Genomic DNA, 17,495 nt, shown 5'->3' with positions numbered 1-17,495 from the left:
GGCCGGTCCCGGGGCGCATGTCGCTCGCGCCCCGGGACCGGCGGAGAACACCCGGTGGGGGTGCCCTTACAACGTCACTTGTTGATGCAGACGTTGCCTGTGGTCGGGTTCAGCAGGGCGATGATGTCGATGGTGTTACCGCACACGTTGATCGGGACATTCACAGGAACCTGAATGACATTTCCGGAGAGAACACCCGGGGAGTGGGCGGCTACGCCCTCCGCCTCGGCGTCGGCCATGGCCGGGGCAGCTGAACCCATGGCCAGGAGCAGGCCTGCGACGACCGTTGCGGCCTTCTTGCACTTCATCTTGAGCCCTTTCCGCAGCGGCGAATACGTTCGCACGGCTTTCGTGGAACGCGAGCACGGCTTTCCGGCTCACACGTCCGCTGCTGGAGGTCCAACGATTACGCGGTGGCGAAGAAACTGTCCGGGATTCGGGCAGCCGTTTGTTCACTCGATTGCCACGATAATGTTTTCGTCACTACTTATCCCGGAATGTATGCGCCATTTGGAGGGAATTCCGCGCCTCGTGTCGTGTTCTCGATTCGCCGTCGGAAACGCCGTACGGGCCGACCGGGGCTCCATTGCCCCTGCCGGCCCGTACGTGGTGCGGGAGGTGCGGGATCAGCGGTTGCCCGCGCCGTTCCCGGACAGGACCGGGATGTCGTCCAGGATGTGCGAGAGCGGCTCGTCGCCCTTGGCCTGGGTGGAGTTCTCCGCGCACTGCTGGTTCTGCGGGCTGGACAGCACGTTGACGTCCTGGACCGCGACCGGCAGGAGGACGCCGACCAGCGAGCCGACGTTGGCCTTGACCGGCACCCCGAGGCACAGCTTGTTCAGCGAGCCCTGGATCAGCTCCGCCTGGGGGCTCATGTCGCCCTTGGTGGACTGGTTGCCGAACGCTTCCTCGGCACCGTTTCCACTGAAGGAGGTGGTGCCACCGTCATTAGCGGTGGCAAACGCCGAGGGCGCCGCCGCGGCCGTGATACCGACCACCGAGACGGCGACGGCCGCGCCGACCATAATCTTCTTGATCACGATGTGTTCCTTTTCTCAAAGAATGCATGCGGAGCGACCTGCACAACCGGTCACCAGCTGTTTAGTTCCGCTGCTTCACTCGATCGGCTTGCCGGTGAGTGCGGCATTGTCCTGCGGTGTTGCCGGGAGTTGTGAGCCTGTTACCCCCGGTAATACGCCGTTGGAGTGAAGGGCCGGAACCAAAAGCGGGGTCTGGAGTTGCACCGGTAGCCCCGGGGACTTTGGGGCTTCCTTCAGAATGGGGACTCATCGTGATCAAGAAGGTCATGGCCGGTCTGGCCGTCACCACCTCCGTGGTCGGCGTTTCCGCCGCCGCCGCGCCCACCGCGCTCGCCGTCGGCAACGACGGCGGTACCACGTCCGCCAGCGGGAACTTCGCCACGCAGGCATACGGCAACATGGCGACCCACGGCAACATGAGCCCGCAGATCGCCCTCATCCAGGGCTCGCTGAACAAGCCCTGTATCGCACTTCCGGCCAAGGCGAACGTCGGCTCCCTGCTGGGCATCGTGCCGATCTCGGTCCAGGACCTCAATGTCCTGTCCTCCCCGCAGAACCAGCAGTGTGTCGAGAACTCGACTCAGGCGAAGGGCGACGAGCCGCTGTCGCACATCCTGGACAACATTCCGATCCTGTCCGGGAACGGCACGGGCAACCGCTGAGAAACCGGCCGGGCCGCCGGGCCGGGCCGCCGCTGAGATTCCGCGGTGGACCGGCCTTTTTCTCTGAATATTGCATTACGCCATTCGGGGGAAACGCCGAAACTAATCCATCCGTGCGCGAGTTGAGCATGTCGGACTCCACCGGTGGAGTCCGACTTTCCGGAAAGGTATTTAAATGAAGAAGCTGTGGGCAACCGCCGCTGTAGCGGCGTCGATCGTCGGAGCCACGGCTGCCGCCGCGTCGCCGGCGCTTGCCATCGGTGATGACTCGGGCACCACGTCGTTCAGCGGCAACGGTGCGAAGCAGGCCTTCGGCAACCAGTCCACCAAGGGCGACATGAGCCCGCAGCTGGGCCTGGTCCAGGGCTCGCTGAACAAGCCCTGTATCGGTCTGCCGCTCAAGGCGAACGTCGGCTCCCTGCTGGGCGCCGTGCCGATCGCGGTCCAGGACATCAACGTGCTGTCCTCCCCGCAGAACCAGCAGTGTGTCGAGAACTCGACTCAGGCGAAGGGCGACGAGGCGCTGTCGCACATCCTGGACGACATCCCGGTCCTGTCCGGGAACGGTGTCGGCAACCGCTGATCCCACTCGAAGGCCCGGCCCGGCGCATTGCGCGGGGCCGGGCCTTTGGCATGTCCGGGCTCCGTGTGCGACGAGTGCGAAAAATTCGCGGAACGGCGTCAACCGGATCACCGACCCCATGCGTATACCCCGTGAGATCTGACCACGTCCTGGGAGCCGCATGACCGTCGAGGAGTTTGAGGAGTTCTACGCTCACTCCGTTCAGCAGCTGGTGGGACAGGTGTATCTGATGACCGGAGACCTTCACGAGGCTCAGGACGTGGTGCAGGAGGCCTTCGTACGCGCCTGGGGCCGCCGGGCGAAGCTGGACAGGGACGCGGGACCCGAGGCGTGGATCCGTATCGTCGCGTTCCGGCTGGCGGTCAGCCGGTGGCGAAGGCGCGGCCGGGCCCTGGAGGCCTGGCGGCGGTACAGCGGAAGCGAACCGCATGCCCTGGCCGCTCCCGAGCCGGGCACGGTCGCCCTCGTCTCCGCACTCCAGCGGCTGTCGGAGCGACAGCGCCTGGTGACGGTCCTGCACTACGTGTGCGACCTGACGGTGGAACAGGTGGCGGCAGAGGCCGGGATCTCGACCGGAACCGTCAAGACTCATCTATTCCGGGCCAGGGCCGCGCTCGCGGCCGGGCTCGACGACTCACCCGCCTCCGACACCTCCGAGGAGGAGCACGGTGCCTGAGTTCCATCGAAGTGGCGGAGAGGATCCCCTGTCCGCCGCGCTCAAACACGCCGCGGACCAGAGCGGGCGGCGGGTGGTGCCGCTGCCCGTCGAGGAGATCGAGGCACGCGGGACCCGACGGCGGCGTACCGTACTGGCCCTCGCCGCCGCGTGCGCGGTGTGTGTGCTGAGCGGAGCGAGCGCGGTCGCCGCGCTGAACCTCACCTCCGAGCAGCCGCCCGCCCGTCCCGTTCCCTCGGTCACCCCGTCGCGATTCTCGTCGCCGCCCAGTCCGCTGCCCACCACTGGCCAGTTCTCCTCGCCGTCCGGTGCGACCACGTCCGCCGAGGCGTCCACCGGCTCACCGGGGGGCGGCGTGCCGTCCGGCAGTGCCTCGTACTCGCCCGCCCCTCCCGCTTCGGGTTCGCCCAGCGGCGCGTCGCCGTTCACGACGCCGACCTTCGGCCAGGGGGGCCTCGGGCCGTCGGTCACGGTGTCGCCCAGTCGCGGCACGGACTAGATCCCATCCACCGGCGTACGCACAGAGAGACCTCACACCCATGCACGGAGTTCGCCTCGCGCTGCCCGAAAACGGCCCGCCGAGCCCGCCGTCCACCCCTTCCACGCCCTCTTCCCCGCCGCCTTCCGGGTCGCTTCCCGAACCGGCCGCGAGCTCGGCGCGGGCTGTCCGGGTCCGTGATCCGTACGTCATGGCCGTGGTTCTGTTCTGCGCGTACGCCGCCCTGTCCATAGGCAGATACCGGCACATGCGCACGATGTCCTGGGATCTGGGCATCTTCGAGCAGGTGATACGCGCGTACGCGCATCTGCGGGCCCCGGTCGCCGACCTCAAGGGGCCCGGCGTGAACATCCTCGGCGATCACTTCAGCCCCGTCACCGCGCTGCTGGCCCCGGCGTACCGGCTGTTCCCGACGCCCGTCACGCTGCTGGTCGCCCAGGCCGCGCTGTTCGCGCTCTCCGTCATCCCCGTCACGCGCGTCGCGGCGCGTCGGCTGGGCCGGTGGCCCGGTCTGGCGATCGGCGTGGGGTACGGCCTGTCGTGGGGGGTGCAGCGGGCGGTCGAGTTCGACTTCCACGAGATCGCCTTCGCGGTCCCGCTGATCGCCTTCTCTCTTGAAGCGCTGCTGACGGGCCGCGGGCGCGCAGCGCTGTGCTGGGCGCTGCCGCTGGTACTGGTGAAGGAGGACCTGGGGCTGACCGCCGCCGCCATCGCGCTGGTCGTCGCCTGGCGTGCGCGGCGTACGGCACCCCGTATCGTGCCCGACGCGCTGGCGGTGGCGGCGCTGGCGGTGGTCGCCGCCGTGCTCACGTTCGCCTTCGTCATACCGGCCTTCAACTCGGGCGATACATACGACTACTGGGTCAAGGTCGACGGCGGGACCGGGCCGCTGGACGGCTTCGACACCAAGTTCCGTACCCTCGCCTGGCTCCTGCTGCCGACCACCGGGCTCCTCGCGCTGCGTTCCCCGCTGATCCTGATCGCCCTGCCCACGCTCGGCTGGCGCTTTCTGTCGTCGGACGACCACTACTGGGGCACGGACTGGCACTACAGCGCCGTGCTGATGCCCATCGTGACGCTCGCGCTGGTCGACGCGGCCCGGCGGATCCGGCGTAGTCCACGCCCCTGGTCGCGTGCGTACGCGCGTCATCTCCCGGCGGCGGTCGCGGGCGCGGCGCTCGCCCTGACGACGTCGCTGCCGCTGTCGGCCCTGGCCGAACCGGACACCTACCGTGTCCGGCCCGAGGTGAGAGCGGTGGAGAGGCTGCTCGACCGTATCCCCGACGAGGCGACGGTCGAGGCCAACGTGGGGCCCATCAGCCGTCTCACCTCGCGCTGCCGGGTCTTCTGGGTGGGCGATACGCGAGGCATCACCCCGGACTACATCGCGCTCGACAACGCGAGCGGGTGGGTGGGCGACCCGCCGGCGTACGCGAAGCGGCTGCATCCGCGGGGCACTTATACGGTCGCGGGCGAGGCGGGCGGTTATGTGCTGCTGGAGCGGGTGACGAAACCGCGGACGTAGGGGCGGGCGGCGGTCGCCGGGTGGCGGGGATCGCTCATGCGTTCAACTCCCCTCTATTCCATATGGGTTGTCACGGAGATTTCCCCATGCGGAGTAGTGAGTAAAGGTCACTTCGGGTGTAGAAACGAGGAATTGCACGCGAAGAGGCGAGGACTCGCACCTATGGCTAGGGATTCACTCTCGATCGAAGAGATCGACAAGCCGGCGACGTCGGGCGGGGGCCGCGATCTTGTGCGATGGGATCCGGATTGGGTGCCGCCCGATTTTCCCGAGCCCACGCGTGAGTTGGTGGAGCGCGTCGCCGTCGGACTGCGAGGGCTGGCGGAATGACCGTACGCGGAGTTGAGGGCGCTGATCTGGTGCCGGGGTCCGGTCTCCGGTGGCCCAAGTGCGAGTGCGGACAATCGATTTGCCCCGACGGCAAGAGCGCGGGCGCGACGCGTGTCGGCGCCCGTTCCGGGGTGCTCTCCGCGCGCGTGGCGGAACGGAACAAATGGAGTGGTCGCGGCGGGGCGTGAGTGGCGTGAACGCCCGCGGAATTCCCCTCACGTGGGATTACCGCCCGTTACGGGGGAACGCCGGAATAGCCGTGACCGGGCCCGAGGGCGCCTGAGCCGGGCGGGTAGTGTGTCGGAATGCTCACTGTGACCTCCGTGAATGTGAATGGACTGCGCGCCGCCGCGAAGAAGGGTTTCGTGGAGTGGCTGGCCGGCACCTCCGCCGATGTGATCTGCCTCCAGGAGGTACGCGCCGAGCCCCAGCAGCTTCCCGAGGAGGTCCGCTCCCCGGAGGGCTGGCACGCGCTGCACGCGCCCGCCGCCGCGAAGGGGCGCGCGGGTGTCTCGCTCTACTCGCGGCGGGAGCCGGAGCGCACGCGCATCGGCTTCGGCAGCGCGGAGTTCGACGCGAGCGGTCGGTACGCGGAGATCGATCTGCCCGGTGTCACGGTCGCCAGCCTCTATCTGCCCTCGGGCGAGGTGGGCACGGAGCGGCAGGACGAGAAGATCCGGTTCATGGACGAGTTCCTCCCGTATCTGGAGCAGTTCAAGAAGCGTGCGGCGGCGGACGGGCGCGAGGTGCTGGTGTGCGGCGACTGGAACATCGCCCACCAGGAGGCCGACCTCAAGAACTGGCGGGCCAACCGCACGTCCTCCGGCTTCCTCCCCGAGGAACGCGCCTGGCTGACCCGCGTCTTCGAGGAGACGGGCGCGGACTACGTCGATGTCGTCCGCGCCCAGCATCCGGACCGGGAGGGACCGTACTCGTGGTGGTCGTACCGTGGCCGTGCCTTCGACAACGACACGGGCTGGCGTATCGACTACCACGTGGCGACGCGGGGCCTGGCCGCGCGCGCGGTCAAGGCGTACGTCGAGAAGGCCGCGAGCCACGAGGAGCGGTGGAGCGACCACGCGCCGGTGACGGTCACCTACGATCTCGGCTAGGGCCTGTCTTCAAAGTAGCGCCGTCCGCCCGAAGGGCGGGCCCGGCGGCGTCCGGCCCGTACGTCCGCCCGGCGAGAGGCCCTGGGTGACCCCCGCGGAAGGACCGAGACGCTCAGTGACCTGGATATCGACCATGCTGCGGGACCTGAGGGACTGGTGCGCGCGCAGGCCGCTGAGTCTGCCCGAGGGCGGGCGTCATCTGACGCACTCCTCCGATGTCCGCATGCTGATCTGGGCGATGACCGGGATCGAGGTCGTCACCGCCGTCGTCGTGGACGCCGTGATCCCGCCCGCCTTCCGGCCGCTGCACATCTTCTGGGAGGTGATCCTCCTGGTCCTCTGTCTCGGGTTCTGCGCCATGACCGCGCGCGCTCCCCATGTGATCGAGGGCGAGGTGCTGCGGCTGCGCACCGGGCCGTTCCGGGAGCTGGTCGTGCCGCTCCCGGCGGTGAAGTCGTTGCGTATCGCCCACGGCAGGTATCCGGGGCGCGGGCTGCGCCGTGTGTCCGGGGCAGGGGATGGCGACGGGGACGGGGAGAGTGACGTCGTCGCGTACTCCGTGTCCAGTGCGACCTCGGTCGTCCTCGAACTCACCGGTCCCTTGCCGGTGCCCCCGCGGCGGGGCGGGTCCGTACACGCCCGGCGGGTTCATTTCGCGGTGGACGATCCGGGCGGGGCCGTCCGGATGATCAGGCGCGCGGCCGACGGCGCCGAATAGGGGCGGTTCTCAACCAGCCGTGGGTTCGGGCGGGTTGGGGGGCATCGCGGCTTCCGGGTCCGTGCGCAGGTGGCGGTCCAGGGCCAGCGAGAATTCCGCGTCCACCACGCTCTTCGCCAGCGGGCGGAGCTTCTCCGTGTCCGGCGTGGTGGTGTGGGTGCGCAGGACCGTGGCGAAGAGTCCGGCCAGGGCGTCCGCGTGGACGCGGACGCGGCGAGCCGCTTCGAGGACCGCTGTCAGGGGGACGCCCTCGCGGACCAGGGCCGCCGATACCTCCAGCAGACGGCGGCTGATGTGCACTATCTCGTCGCCGTCCGTGGCCAGATAGCCGAGGTCGAGCGCGGCCCGTAGGTTCTCCGGGGTGACCTGGCCGTCGAAGTAGTCGGTGAGTTCCTCGGGGGAGAGACGGACCGGGGTCTCCTCGGTGGGTTCGCCGAGGCCGAGCACCTCGCCCACGTCCCGGCCGCTCTCGAAGGCGGTGGCGAGGTCGGCGATGCCGGTCAGGGTGTGGCCGCGCTCCAGCAGGCCCGCGATCGTACGGAGCCGCGCCAGGTGGCGGTCGTCGTACCAGGCGATCCGGCCTTCCCGGCGCGGCGGCCGTATCAGGCCGCGTTCGCGGTAGAAGCGCACGGTGCGGACGGTGATGCCCGCCTCACGGGCCAGCTCCTCCATGCGGTACTCGCGGGGTTCGCGGCCTTCTGCCATGTCGGCCAGCTTATGGCGCGCCGACGCGTGTTGGGAAAGTCCCGCCGGGCCCGCGACGCCCGGCAGGCGCGCCCGCCCCAGCGGTAACTTTCCGTCCTCAGCCCCTACCTATCAGTAGTCAACTGCTCTACCCTCCACATCATGCCAGTGATGAGTGGCGGGGTTGCGTGGATGTCGTCCGGTATCAGGAGGCGGTATGGGCCAGCACGAACATGACCACGACCACCAGCGCGAGCACGTACACGTGGCGGTGGTCGGGTCCGGGTTCGGAGGGCTCGGGGCGGCCGTCCGGCTTCGCCGGGAGGGGATGACCGACTTCGTCGTGCTGGAGCGTGCCGACTCGGTCGGCGGGACCTGGCGGGACAACAACTATCCGGGATGCGCCTGCGACGTACCCTCACACCTCTACTCGTTCTCGTTCGCGCCCAACCCCGACTGGCCGCGCACCTTCTCCGGGCAGCGGCACATCAGGGCGTATCTGGAGCATGTCGCGGACACCTTCGGGCTCCGGCCGCATCTGCGGCTGAACCACGAGGCACGGCTGATGCGCTGGGACAAAGACGCCCTGCGCTGGGAGATCGAGACCTCGCGCGGAACGATCACCGCCGATGTCATCGTCTCCGCGACCGGGGCGCTCTCCGATCCGAAGATCCCGGAGATACCCGGGCTCGCCGGTTTCCCGGGGAAGGTCTTCCACTCGGCCCGCTGGGACCACGGCCACGACCTGCGCGGCAAGCGCGTCGCCGTGATCGGTACCGGCGCCTCCGCCATACAGATCGTGCCGGCGATCCAGCCCGAGGTGGGCCGGCTCACGCTGTTCCAGCGGACACCGCCCTGGGTGATGCCGCGCGTCGACCGGGCGATATCCGGGGCCGAGCGCCGGCTGCACCGGGCGCTGCCGTTCACCGGGAGCCTGCGGCGCCGGTTCCTGTGGGGCATCCGGGAGTTACAGGTCCAGGCCTTCACCAAGCGGCCGGACGGACTCGGGTTCGTCGAGGCCCTCGCCAAGGCCAATATGGCGAGAGCGATCAAGGACCCGGTGCTGCGCGCCAAACTGACGCCCTCGTACCGCATCGGCTGCAAGCGCATCCTGCTCTCCAGTTCGTACTATCCGGCGGTCGCCCGGCCCAATGTGGACCTGGTCACCTCGGGGCTGGCCGAGGTGCGCGGTTCCACACTGGTCGCGGCGGACGGTACGGAGACCGAGGCCGACGTGATCGTCTTCGGGACCGGCTTCCATGTGACGGACATGCCGATCGCCGAGCGGGTGGTGGGCGCCGACGGGATCACGCTCGCGGAGGCGTGGAAGGACGGGATGGAGTCGCTGCGCGGCGCGACCGCGGCGGGCTTCCCCAACTGGATGACGATCGTCGGCCCCAACACCGGTCTCGGGAACTCCTCGATGATCCTGATGATCGAGTCCCAGCTGAACTACATGGCCGACTATCTGCGGCAGTTGGACGGCCTCGGGGGCCGGCGGAGCGCGGCGGGTGCCGGGGGCGGCACGGGGAGCGGGCGCGTGGCGCTGGAGCCGCGGCCCGCCGCCGTACGCGCCTGGAACCACCGGGTGCAGGAGCGCATGAAGCGGACCGTGTGGAACACCGGCGGCTGCACCAGCTGGTACCTGGACGAGCAGGGCCGCAACACCACCGTCTGGCCGGGGACGACGTCCGAGTTCCGGCGGGCCACCCGGGAGGTCGATCTCGCGGAGTACGAGGTGATCCGCGCCACCGCGTCCGCGCGGGTGCCGCGGCAGGCGGAGAGGCCGGTCGCGGAGAGGCGGATGCCAGAGGAGCGGGCGTCCGAGCAGCGGGCGTCCGAGCAGCGCGCCGGGACGCGCGCCGGGACGCGGGCCGCGCGGGAGAGCGTCCGATGAGGCAGCCGCACAAGGAGCGCGAACTGACCGCCGTCTCCGCCGACGGCACCCGTATCCATGTCGAGGTCCACGGCGACGACGGCCGGCCCGCCGTCGTCCTCGCGCACGGCTGGACCTGCGGCCCGGCCGTCGCGCGGCGCATGTGTACGCGCGGTGGTGGCCGCGCGGAACGCGGTCCGTACGCGGATATCCGCCGCCCTCGTCGCGGCGGTCGGGCAGCGCGAGACGCGCCGCTTCGAACCACGTCTGGCGGGCGTGCGAAAGGGGTTGGTCGGGGCGGGCGGGGCGGCCGACACGCCGGACCGCACACAGCGTTACTGATCGAAATGCGCGGAATGTCGGGGCGTGTAAGTCTGGTCGAGGCCCCACTCCGGTGCCCCCCAACACCCCCTCAGGAGTGACATTCCATGGCTATTGCCGATCAGTTCAAGGACAAGGCCGAAGAGCTGGCCGCCCAGCAGGCGAAGTCGCGACAGGGCGACAAGAAGGACGACCGGCCGCAGCAGCCCGGCCGCCCCGGACAGCCCGACCGCGGTTCGCAGCCCGGCTCACCCGCCAGGGACCGCAACCCGGGGCAGCACGACGCCCAGCAGAACAACGCCCAGCAGAACAACGTGCAGAACGACGTCCAGCACGACGCGCAGCACAACAACGCGCAGAAGAACGTGCAGAACGCGCAGAACGTGCGCGACGAGCTGGATGACCGCTTCGACGCCTGAGTGCATGGCTTGATGACAGCGAGGCGCACCCGGTTCCGCCGGGTGCGCCTCCCCTTTATGCCCGCGGCGGGAGGGGCGGGCGGCGCAGGTCCGGGACCGCTCCGTACCCCGGCGGTGTCGAGGCCGGATGCCCGGCCAGCAGGTCCAGCGCCATCCAGACCGCGTCGTCGAGCTGGGCGTGCCGGCCCTCCGCCCAGTCGAGGGGGGTGCGCAGCGCCTCGATGTCCGGTTCCACGCCATGGTTCTCGATGGACCAGCCGTACGCGTCGAACCATGCGGCGTTCATGGGCACCGTGATCACCGTGCCGTCGCCGAGCCGGTGCCGTCCCGTCATCCCGACCACCCCGCCCCAGGTGCGCTGGCCGACCACAGGCCCGAGGTTCAGCAGCCGGAAGGCCGCGGTGATCATGTCGCCGTCGGACGAGGTCGCCTCGTCGGCGAGCGCGACGACCGGGCCGCGCGGCGCGTTCGACGCGTACGAGACGGGCTGCGCGTCGCGCGTCAGGTCCCAGCCGATGATCCGGCGGGTCAGCTTCTCGACGACCAGCTCGCTGATGTGGCCCCCCGCGTTGCCCCGTACGTCCACGATCAGCGCGGGGCGTGAGACCTCAAGCCGCAGATCCCGGTTGAACTGGGCCCAGCCGGAGCCGCCCATGTCGGGGATGTGCAGATAGCCGCATCTGCCGCCGCTGATCTCCCGTACGGCCTCACGGCGTTTGGCCACCCAGTCCTGGTAGCGCAGCGGGCGTTCGTCGATGAGCGGGACCACCGCGACGCGGCGGGAGGGGCGGTTGCGCTCCGCGGGCCGGAAGGTCAGCTCGACGGTCGTGCCGCCGGCGGCGGCCAGCAGGGGATAGGGACCGGCCACCGGATCGACCGGCCGGCCGTCCACATGGGTCAGGACCGCGCCCTCGCGGATGCCCGTACCGGCCAGCGGTGAGCGCGCCTTGGAGTCGGAGGAGTCGCCGGGCAGGATCCGCTTGATCATCCACTCGCCGTCCCGGCAGACCAGATTGGCGCCGAGCAGACCGATCGGGCGCTGGTAGTGCGGCGGCCCCTCGTTGCGGCGGGCCGGGGTGACATACGCGTGGGACGTACCCAGTTCGCCCAGGACCTCGCGCAGCAGATCCGCGAACTCGTCGGGGGAGCAGACCCGTTCGACCAGCGGACGGTACTGGTCGAGCACCCCGTCCCAGTCGATGCCGCACATGTCCGGCTCCCAGAAATAGGCGCGGATGACGCGCCCCGCCTCGTCGAACGCCTGGCGCCACTCCGCACCGGGGTCGACGTCGTGCAGAATCCTGCGCATGTCGAGATAGACGGTCGTATCGCCGTCACCGGGCTCGGTGGCGGGCACGGCGCGCAGTTCGCCGTCGTCCACGACGACCAGCCGGGAGCCGTCGCCGCTCGGCACGAACCAGTCCAGATGACCGACGAGTTCGCTCTTGCGCGCCTTCGTGATGTCGAAGTGTTCGAGGGTGGGGCGGCCCGACATGTCGGCGGGGTTGGCGAAGGTCTCGCCGAGCGCGCCGGAGATCGGCCAGCGCAGCCACACCAGACCGCCACCGCTGACCGGATAGAGCGCGGAGTACTTGGACGCGGTGACGGGGAACGGGGTGACGCGGTCGGCCAGCCCCTCGACCTCGACGGTGACCGTACCGTCGCCGGACTCGCCGACGGACGGGTCGAGTCCGCCGGCCGCGGGGCGGCCCTCCGGCGACAGCGCGAAGGGCGACGGGGTCGCGGAGGAGAGCGGTACGAGATAGGGGCGGCAGCCCAGCGGGAAGGAGAGGTCGCCGGTGTGCACGTCGTACACCGGGTCGAAGCCGCGCCAGGACAGGAACGCGAGATAGCGGCCGTCGCTGGTGAAGACCGGATTCTCGTCCTCGAAGCGGCCGTTGGTGACGTCGACGATCGTACGGGCGAAGCTCCCGGCGATCTTGGCCAGCTTGATCTGCCGGAGGGAGCGGCCGATGCCGGGGTGGGACCAGGTCAGCCAGCCGCCGTCGGGGGAGAAGGCGAGGTCGGTGACGGCGCCGTTGATGGAGCGGATGAGTTCGGTGACCGGTTCCGGGGTGGGGGCGGCGGTGTCTGTTGCCGCTTGGGTGTTGGCCGTTGGTTCCGTGCCGGTCGCTGTGTCCGCGATCGGTTTCGGTTTCGCTTCCGGTTCGGGTCCCGCCGTGTCTATCAGCAGCAGTCTGCCGTCGTGCGAGGCGATCGCGATCCGCTCCCCGTCGGGGCCCGCCACCATCTCCCGTACGCGGCCCAGCTGTCCGGAGGCCAGCCGCCGAGGCTGCCGTTCACCGCTCGCCCTGGGCAGATACGCGATCTCGATCGCGTCCTCGCCCTCCGCGTCGGTGACGTACGCGACCTGGCCGCTGTCGCCGAGCATCACGGGGAACCGGACCCGGACGCCGGGGGTGTCCGCGATCGTGCGGGCCGGGCCGTCGCGATGGGTGAGCCAGTACAGGCTGCCGCGTACGGAGACGGCGCTCGCCCGGCCCGTCATGTCCACGGAGATCCCGGCGACATGGCTGCTGGCCGGGACCTGGTAGTCCCGCCGTCCCGCGCGCTGACCGCCCAGCCGTACGTCCAGCTTGCGCGGCACCGCGTCGGGCGTCAGCGAGTCGACCAGCCAGAGGTCCCCCGCGCACTGGTAGACGACCCGGCGCCCGTCGGACGAGGCGTGGCGGGCGTAGAAGGCGTCGTGGTCGGTGTGCCGGCGCAGATCGGTGCCGTCGGGACGGCAGGAGTAGAGGTTGCCGACGCCCTCGTGGTCGGAGAGGAACGCGATCCGGCCGTCGACGAACATCGGGCAGTCGAGATGGCCCCCGAGATCCGCGAGCAGCCGTTCGCCGTGCAGCCAGAGCCGGCCCATCGCGCCGCCGCGGTACCGCTTCCAGGCGGCGGGCTCGTGCGGCGGCTTTCCGGTGAGCAGGAGCGTACGGTGCGCGCCCTCCAGGTCCGCGACGGCGATGTCGTTGACCGGGCCCCAGGGCAGCGCGCCGCCGGGGGAGCCGTCGAGGGGGAGGCTGTAGGCCCAGGCGAAGTAGGAGAACGGCTGGCCGTGCGAGGAGACCGCGAGGATCTGGGACTCGCCGTTCTTGTCGGGGGGCGCCCAGCCGCAGACGCGGGTGTCGGTGGCGCCCCAGTAGGTGAGCCGGCGGGAGGGCCCTCCGGCGACCGGGACGAGATGGATCTCGGGGTCGAGACTGCGCCAGGTCGTATAGGCGATGTGGCGGCCGTCGGGGGAGAAGCGGGGGTGGCCGACCCTGGTGCGGTCGACGGTGACCCGCCAGGCACGGGCGGGGCGGTGCCCGGCGGGGACGAGGGGGGCGACCCAGAGGTCGTCCTCGGCGGCGAAGCACAGGGAATCGTCGTGAAGGTGCGGGAAGCGGAGATACGCGACGTCGTCACTCACCCACCTAATGCTGCACTTTCCGTGGGTGTGGCGCCTCCTGGCGTGTCGCTGTCCAGCGGGGCGCCGTCCGGCGGGGGGGTGCGGTGCGCCTCCAGCGGGGGTGCGGGGTCGGTGGGTGGCCGGTTGCGGTCTCGCGGTCGGCTGCCGGGGCGGTGCGCCTCCGGCGGGGGTGCGGTGCGTGGTCGGCTGCCGGCGGCCGGGGAAAGACCTGAACGCCAACGTCTCCGCACCGCCGCGCGCGGCCTATTTTTTGGGGGCTCGGTTCGCCTCCGGGGCGCTTTATGCCGACGTCGACGGTCGACCGTGCTCGATTCGCTCGTTCCTCACGAACCTCCGCGCGCTCTCCCTTTCGACGTCGACGCGCCCCTTCGGCTCACTCGCCGCCGGAAAGACAGACCGCACCCGGAACGGATCGGCAGCCCACCCCAGCCAGCACCCCGAGCGTCAGGCTGGGGCGACCACCGGACGGCACTCACCCCCATCCTCAGGCGGGCGGTGAGTGGGAGCCGACCGCCGGGGGGAGGGGGTCGGGGTCGGAGGAGGTGCGTGTCTGTCTTGTGAACCCCGCCCCACCCCACCCCGCCCCGAGGCGGGCCGAGTCCACCAAAAAATATGGCGTAGCCCACAAGCGAAACGGTTTCGTTTCGTTGGGGGTGGGGCTATCTTCGTACTGTACGAAACCGTTTCGTTTGGCAGGAGCAGATCGTGGCGCGCAGCAGGCTCACCCCCGAGCGTGAAGCACAGTTGTACGCCGCCGTGCTCGATCTGCTGCGCGAGGTCGGTTATGACGCCCTCACCATGGACGCCATCGCCGCCCGCACCCGTTCCAGCAAGGCCACCCTCTACCGCCAGTGGGGGAGCAAGCCCGAGCTGGTCGCCCATGCGATGCGGCACAACAAGCCGATCGAGCTCGTCGACGTGGACACCGGCTCACTGCGCGGTGACTTCCACGCCGTGATGGCACTCACCGACGACTGCCAGATGGAGAAGGACAGCGCGCTGATGCGAGGTCTTTTCCATGCCGTCCACGACAACCCCGATCTCCATCAGGCGCTTCGCGAGCTCTTGATCGAGCCCGAGCTCAATGGGCTCGCGGAGATTCTCCAGCGTGCTGTGAACCGCGGCGAGGTCGCCGTGGACAATCCCGCGCTGAAGTACGTCACGCACATGCTGGTCGGCGCCCTCGTCGCCCGGCAGCTGATCGAGGACCGGTCGCCCGACCGGGACTTCCTCACTTCGTATTTCGACGCCGTGATCCTCCCCGCCCTCGGCGTCTGACAGTCCCCCTCAGCACCCGCATTACCTGACGCGTGCCGCTCTCTCGCCGTCGGGCCGGCTCCCCATGCCCTCAGATCCATTCACAGACCCGGGAGTACGCCCTCGTGGCCACGTTCCTCTACAAACTCGGACGGCTTGCCTTCCGGCGCCGCAACTTTGTCGCCCTGGTGTGGGTGGCACTGCTCGCGCTCGCCGGTGTCGGAGCCGCCTCCGCGTCCACGCCCACGTCCAGTTCCTTCTCGATACCGGGGACGGAGGCGCAGAAGGCCTTCGACCTGTTGGAACAGCGCTTCCCCGGAGCCAGTGCCGACGGTGCGACCGCTCGGGTCGTCTTCAAGGCGGCGGCCGGCGAGAAGATGACCGACGCCGGTCACAAGGCCGAGGTCGGGGAGATCGTCGATGAGCTGTCGGGCGGGTCCGACCAGGTCGGCTCCGTGACCGATCCGTACACCGCGAACGCCGTCTCGAAGGACGGCTCGACGGCGTACGTCCAGGTCTCGTACAAGGTCGCCTCGATGGAGCTGACCGACGAGACCCGTACCGCGCTTGAGGAGACCGGCGCCGAGGCGCGGGCGCGGGGGCTGACGGTGGAGGTCGGCGGGGACGCGCTCCAGGCCACTCCCGAGACCGGGTCCACGGAGATCATCGGTGTGGCCGTGGCCGCGGTGGTGCTGGTCATCACGTTCGGTTCGCTGATCGCGGCGGGGCTGCCGCTGCTGACCGCCCTCATCGGGGTCGGCGTCGGGGTGTCCACGATCACCGCGCTGGCCGGCGTCCTCGATCTGGGCTCCACCACCTCCATCCTGGCGATGATGATCGGTCTCGCGGTCGGGATCGACTACGCGCTGTTCATCGTCTCCCGCTACCGGGCCGAGCTGGCCGAGGGCAGGGAGCACGAGGAGGCGGCGGGACGGGCCGTCGGTACCGCCGGGTCGGCCGTGGTGTTCGCCGGTCTCACCGTGGTGATCGCGCTCGTCGGGCTGGCCGTCGTCAATATCCCGATGCTCACCAAGATGGGCTTCGCCGCCGCCGGTACGGTCGTGATCGCCGTCCTCATCGCGCTCACCCTCATCCCGGCGGCGCTGGGCTTCGCGGGCAGGCGGGTGCACGGCCGCAAGGACCGCAGGGCCATGGACGCCAAGGCCGCGGGCGGCAAGGAGACGGGGAAGCCGAACATGGGTACCCGCTGGGCGCGCTTCGTGCTGCGTCGTCCGGTCGCGGTTCTGGTCACGGCCGTTCTGGGTCTCGGGGCCATCGCGATCCCGGCGGCCTCGCTGGAACTGGGGCTGGGCGACGACGGTTCGCAGCCGCCGTCCACCTCTCAGCGCAAGGCGTACGACCTGCTCTCGGACGGCTTCGGCCCCGGGTTCAACGGGCCGCTGATGGTCGTCGTGGACGGCAAGGCCAATGACAACGCCAAGGTGGCGGCCACCGAGCTGTCGGACACGGTGAAGAAGCTGGACGGCGTCGCCGTCGTCACTCCGTCCACCGTCAACAAGGCGGGCGACACCGCGACCATCACGGTGATCCCCGAGGACCGCCCCTCCTCGGTCAAGACCGAGGACCTGGTCCACTCCATCCGGGACACCGGCGGGGAGATCACGTCGGACAGCGGTGCAAAGGTCCTGGTCACCGGTTCCACCGCGATGAACATCGACTTCTCGCAGAAGATGAACGACGCGCTGCTGCCCTATCTCGCGCTCGTCGTCGGACTCGCCTTTCTCCTGCTGATGCTCGTCTTCCGCTCCGTGCTCGTGCCGCTCAAGGCCGCTCTCGGCTTCCTGCTCTCCGTGGTCGCCGCCCTCGGCGCGGTCGTCGCGGTCTTCCAGTGGGGCTGGCTCGGAGGGCTGCTCGGGGTCGAGCAGACCGGTCCGGTGATGTCGATGATGCCGATCTTCATGGTGGGCGTGGTCTTCGGTCTCGCCATGGACTACGAGGTCTTCCTCGTCACCCGGATGCGGGAGGCGTATGTCCACGGGGAGCGGCCCGGTGAGGCGATCGTCACCGGGTTCCGGCACGGCGCGCGGGTGGTCTCGGCCGCCGCGGTGATCATGATCGCGGTCTTCGCCGGCTTCATCGGCTCCAGCGAGTCGATGATCAAGATGATCGGTTTCGGGCTGGCCATCGCGGTCTTCTTCGACGCGTTCGTGGTCCGGATGGCGATCGTGCCCGCGGTGCTCGCGCTGCTCGGCAACAAGGCGTGGTGGCTGCCGCGCTGGCTGGACAGGGCGCTGCCCAATGTGGATGTGGAGGGCGAGGCGCTGCGCCACCGGCTCGGGGACGACGCGTCACGGGGTCCGGACGGCGGGCCCGGCGCGGACCGTGAGCTCGTGGGCGTCTGACCCCACCTG

General features: G+C 69.9%; 16 protein-coding genes and 1 pseudogene. 13 read left to right on the top strand and 4 right to left on the bottom strand.

The window, feature by feature from the left end; all coding sequences use genetic code 11:
* Positions 1 to 74: 74 nt before the first annotated feature.
* Positions 75 to 308, bottom strand: coding sequence for a chaplin (locus ACIRQP_RS10675; RefSeq protein ID WP_403886561.1), 234 nt, complete (start codon positions 306 to 308; stop codon positions 75 to 77).
* A 318-nt stretch (positions 309 to 626) separates the two neighbouring features.
* Positions 627 to 1,037 (bottom strand): rodlin, encoded by a 411-nt coding sequence (locus ACIRQP_RS10670; RefSeq protein ID WP_403887140.1) that lies wholly within the window; start codon positions 1,035 to 1,037, stop codon positions 627 to 629.
* 254 nt (positions 1,038 to 1,291) lie between these two features.
* Between ACIRQP_RS10670 and ACIRQP_RS10665 the strand changes: the two genes are divergently transcribed.
* From ACIRQP_RS10665 to ACIRQP_RS10630, 8 genes are all read left to right on the top strand, one after another.
* Positions 1,292 to 1,702, top strand: a complete 411-nt coding sequence (locus tag ACIRQP_RS10665) for a rodlin (protein ID WP_403886557.1) — start codon at positions 1,292 to 1,294, stop codon at positions 1,700 to 1,702.
* A 175-nt stretch (positions 1,703 to 1,877) separates the two neighbouring features.
* The gene (locus ACIRQP_RS10660) at positions 1,878 to 2,285 is read left to right on the top strand and encodes a rodlin (RefSeq protein ID WP_403886554.1); all 408 of its coding nucleotides are present in this window, start codon (positions 1,878 to 1,880) and stop codon (positions 2,283 to 2,285) included.
* Between the two features lie 160 nt (positions 2,286 to 2,445).
* On the top strand, positions 2,446 to 2,961 hold the full coding sequence (locus ACIRQP_RS10655) for a SigE family RNA polymerase sigma factor (RefSeq protein ID WP_403886552.1): 516 nt from the start codon (positions 2,446 to 2,448) through the stop codon (positions 2,959 to 2,961).
* Positions 2,954 to 3,460 (top strand): hypothetical protein, encoded by a 507-nt coding sequence (locus tag ACIRQP_RS10650; RefSeq protein WP_403886549.1) that lies wholly within the window; start codon positions 2,954 to 2,956, stop codon positions 3,458 to 3,460. Before ACIRQP_RS10655 ends, ACIRQP_RS10650 begins: the two co-directional genes overlap by 8 nt.
* A 40-nt stretch (positions 3,461 to 3,500) precedes the next feature.
* The gene (locus ACIRQP_RS10645; protein ID WP_403886546.1) at positions 3,501 to 4,985 is read left to right on the top strand and encodes a DUF2079 domain-containing protein; all 1,485 of its coding nucleotides are present in this window, start codon (positions 3,501 to 3,503) and stop codon (positions 4,983 to 4,985) included.
* Positions 4,986 to 5,147: 162 nt separating this feature from the next.
* The gene (locus ACIRQP_RS10640; RefSeq protein WP_403886544.1) at positions 5,148 to 5,315 is read left to right on the top strand and encodes a hypothetical protein; all 168 of its coding nucleotides are present in this window, start codon (positions 5,148 to 5,150) and stop codon (positions 5,313 to 5,315) included.
* 305 nt (positions 5,316 to 5,620) lie between these two features.
* A complete protein-coding gene (locus ACIRQP_RS10635) occupies positions 5,621 to 6,427 on the top strand; it encodes an exodeoxyribonuclease III (RefSeq protein ID WP_403886541.1) in 807 nt (268 codons plus the stop codon).
* Positions 6,428 to 6,542: 115 nt separating this feature from the next.
* Positions 6,543 to 7,145 (top strand): hypothetical protein, encoded by a 603-nt coding sequence (locus ACIRQP_RS10630; RefSeq protein WP_403886538.1) that lies wholly within the window; start codon positions 6,543 to 6,545, stop codon positions 7,143 to 7,145.
* Positions 7,146 to 7,154: 9 nt separating this feature from the next.
* Here the strand turns inward: ACIRQP_RS10630 and ACIRQP_RS10625 are convergent, their stop codons facing one another.
* Positions 7,155 to 7,850, bottom strand: a complete 696-nt coding sequence (locus ACIRQP_RS10625) for a MerR family transcriptional regulator (protein WP_403886535.1) — start codon at positions 7,848 to 7,850, stop codon at positions 7,155 to 7,157.
* A gap of 196 nt (positions 7,851 to 8,046) precedes the next feature.
* On the opposite strand from ACIRQP_RS10625, the gene ACIRQP_RS10620 reads away from it, so the two are divergent.
* The 3 genes and pseudogenes from ACIRQP_RS10620 to ACIRQP_RS10610 all read left to right on the top strand — a co-directional run bounded on the left by ACIRQP_RS10620 (position 8,047) and on the right by ACIRQP_RS10610 (position 10,445).
* On the top strand, positions 8,047 to 9,726 hold the full coding sequence (locus ACIRQP_RS10620) for a flavin-containing monooxygenase (protein WP_403886532.1): 1,680 nt from the start codon (positions 8,047 to 8,049) through the stop codon (positions 9,724 to 9,726).
* Positions 9,723 to 9,854 (top strand): annotated as a pseudogene (locus ACIRQP_RS10615) (alpha/beta hydrolase); the annotation flags it as partial. The gene ACIRQP_RS10620 and the pseudogene ACIRQP_RS10615, both read left to right, overlap by 4 nt.
* Before the next feature lie 279 nt (positions 9,855 to 10,133).
* The gene (locus ACIRQP_RS10610) at positions 10,134 to 10,445 is read left to right on the top strand and encodes a hypothetical protein (protein WP_403886530.1); all 312 of its coding nucleotides are present in this window, start codon (positions 10,134 to 10,136) and stop codon (positions 10,443 to 10,445) included.
* 55 nt (positions 10,446 to 10,500) lie between these two features.
* On the opposite strand, the gene ACIRQP_RS10605 is transcribed toward ACIRQP_RS10610, so the two are convergent.
* Positions 10,501 to 13,866, bottom strand: a complete 3,366-nt coding sequence (locus ACIRQP_RS10605; RefSeq protein ID WP_403886527.1) for a S41 family peptidase — start codon at positions 13,864 to 13,866, stop codon at positions 10,501 to 10,503.
* 705 nt (positions 13,867 to 14,571) lie between these two features.
* Here ACIRQP_RS10605 and ACIRQP_RS10600 point away from each other — a divergent pair.
* Both ACIRQP_RS10600 and ACIRQP_RS10595 read left to right on the top strand, forming a co-directional pair.
* Positions 14,572 to 15,144, top strand: a complete 573-nt coding sequence (locus ACIRQP_RS10600) for a TetR/AcrR family transcriptional regulator (RefSeq protein WP_403886524.1) — start codon at positions 14,572 to 14,574, stop codon at positions 15,142 to 15,144.
* 104 nt (positions 15,145 to 15,248) lie between these two features.
* Entirely contained in the window at positions 15,249 to 17,486 is a 2,238-nt protein-coding gene (locus tag ACIRQP_RS10595) for an MMPL family transporter (protein ID WP_403886521.1), read from the top strand.
* Positions 17,487 to 17,495 lie beyond the last annotated feature (9 nt).

The sequence above is a fragment of the Streptomyces sp. NPDC102274 genome (assembly GCF_044766385.1).
In the GTDB taxonomy this organism is placed as follows: Bacteria; Actinomycetota; Actinomycetes; order Streptomycetales; family Streptomycetaceae; genus Streptomyces.
The sequence above is the reverse complement of the archived record's forward strand: the minus strand, read 5'-3'. Positions and strand labels throughout refer to the sequence as shown.

Coding starts and splice junctions, on each gene's coding strand:
- ACIRQP_RS10655 (WP_403886552.1), top strand. CDS start 2,446: ATGACCGTCGAGGAGTTTGAGGAGTTCTACGCTCACTCCGTTCAGCAG.
- ACIRQP_RS10640 (WP_403886544.1), top strand. CDS start 5,148: ATGGCTAGGGATTCACTCTCGATCGAAGAGATCGACAAGCCGGCGACG.
- ACIRQP_RS10645 (WP_403886546.1), top strand. CDS start 3,501: ATGCACGGAGTTCGCCTCGCGCTGCCCGAAAACGGCCCGCCGAGCCCG.
- ACIRQP_RS10610 (WP_403886530.1), top strand. CDS start 10,134: ATGGCTATTGCCGATCAGTTCAAGGACAAGGCCGAAGAGCTGGCCGCC.
- ACIRQP_RS10635 (WP_403886541.1), top strand. CDS start 5,621: ATGCTCACTGTGACCTCCGTGAATGTGAATGGACTGCGCGCCGCCGCG.
- ACIRQP_RS10625 (WP_403886535.1), bottom strand. CDS start 7,850: ATGGCAGAAGGCCGCGAACCCCGCGAGTACCGCATGGAGGAGCTGGCC.
- ACIRQP_RS10660 (WP_403886554.1), top strand. CDS start 1,878: ATGAAGAAGCTGTGGGCAACCGCCGCTGTAGCGGCGTCGATCGTCGGA.
- ACIRQP_RS10620 (WP_403886532.1), top strand. CDS start 8,047: ATGGGCCAGCACGAACATGACCACGACCACCAGCGCGAGCACGTACAC.
- ACIRQP_RS10675 (WP_403886561.1), bottom strand. CDS start 308: ATGAAGTGCAAGAAGGCCGCAACGGTCGTCGCAGGCCTGCTCCTGGCC.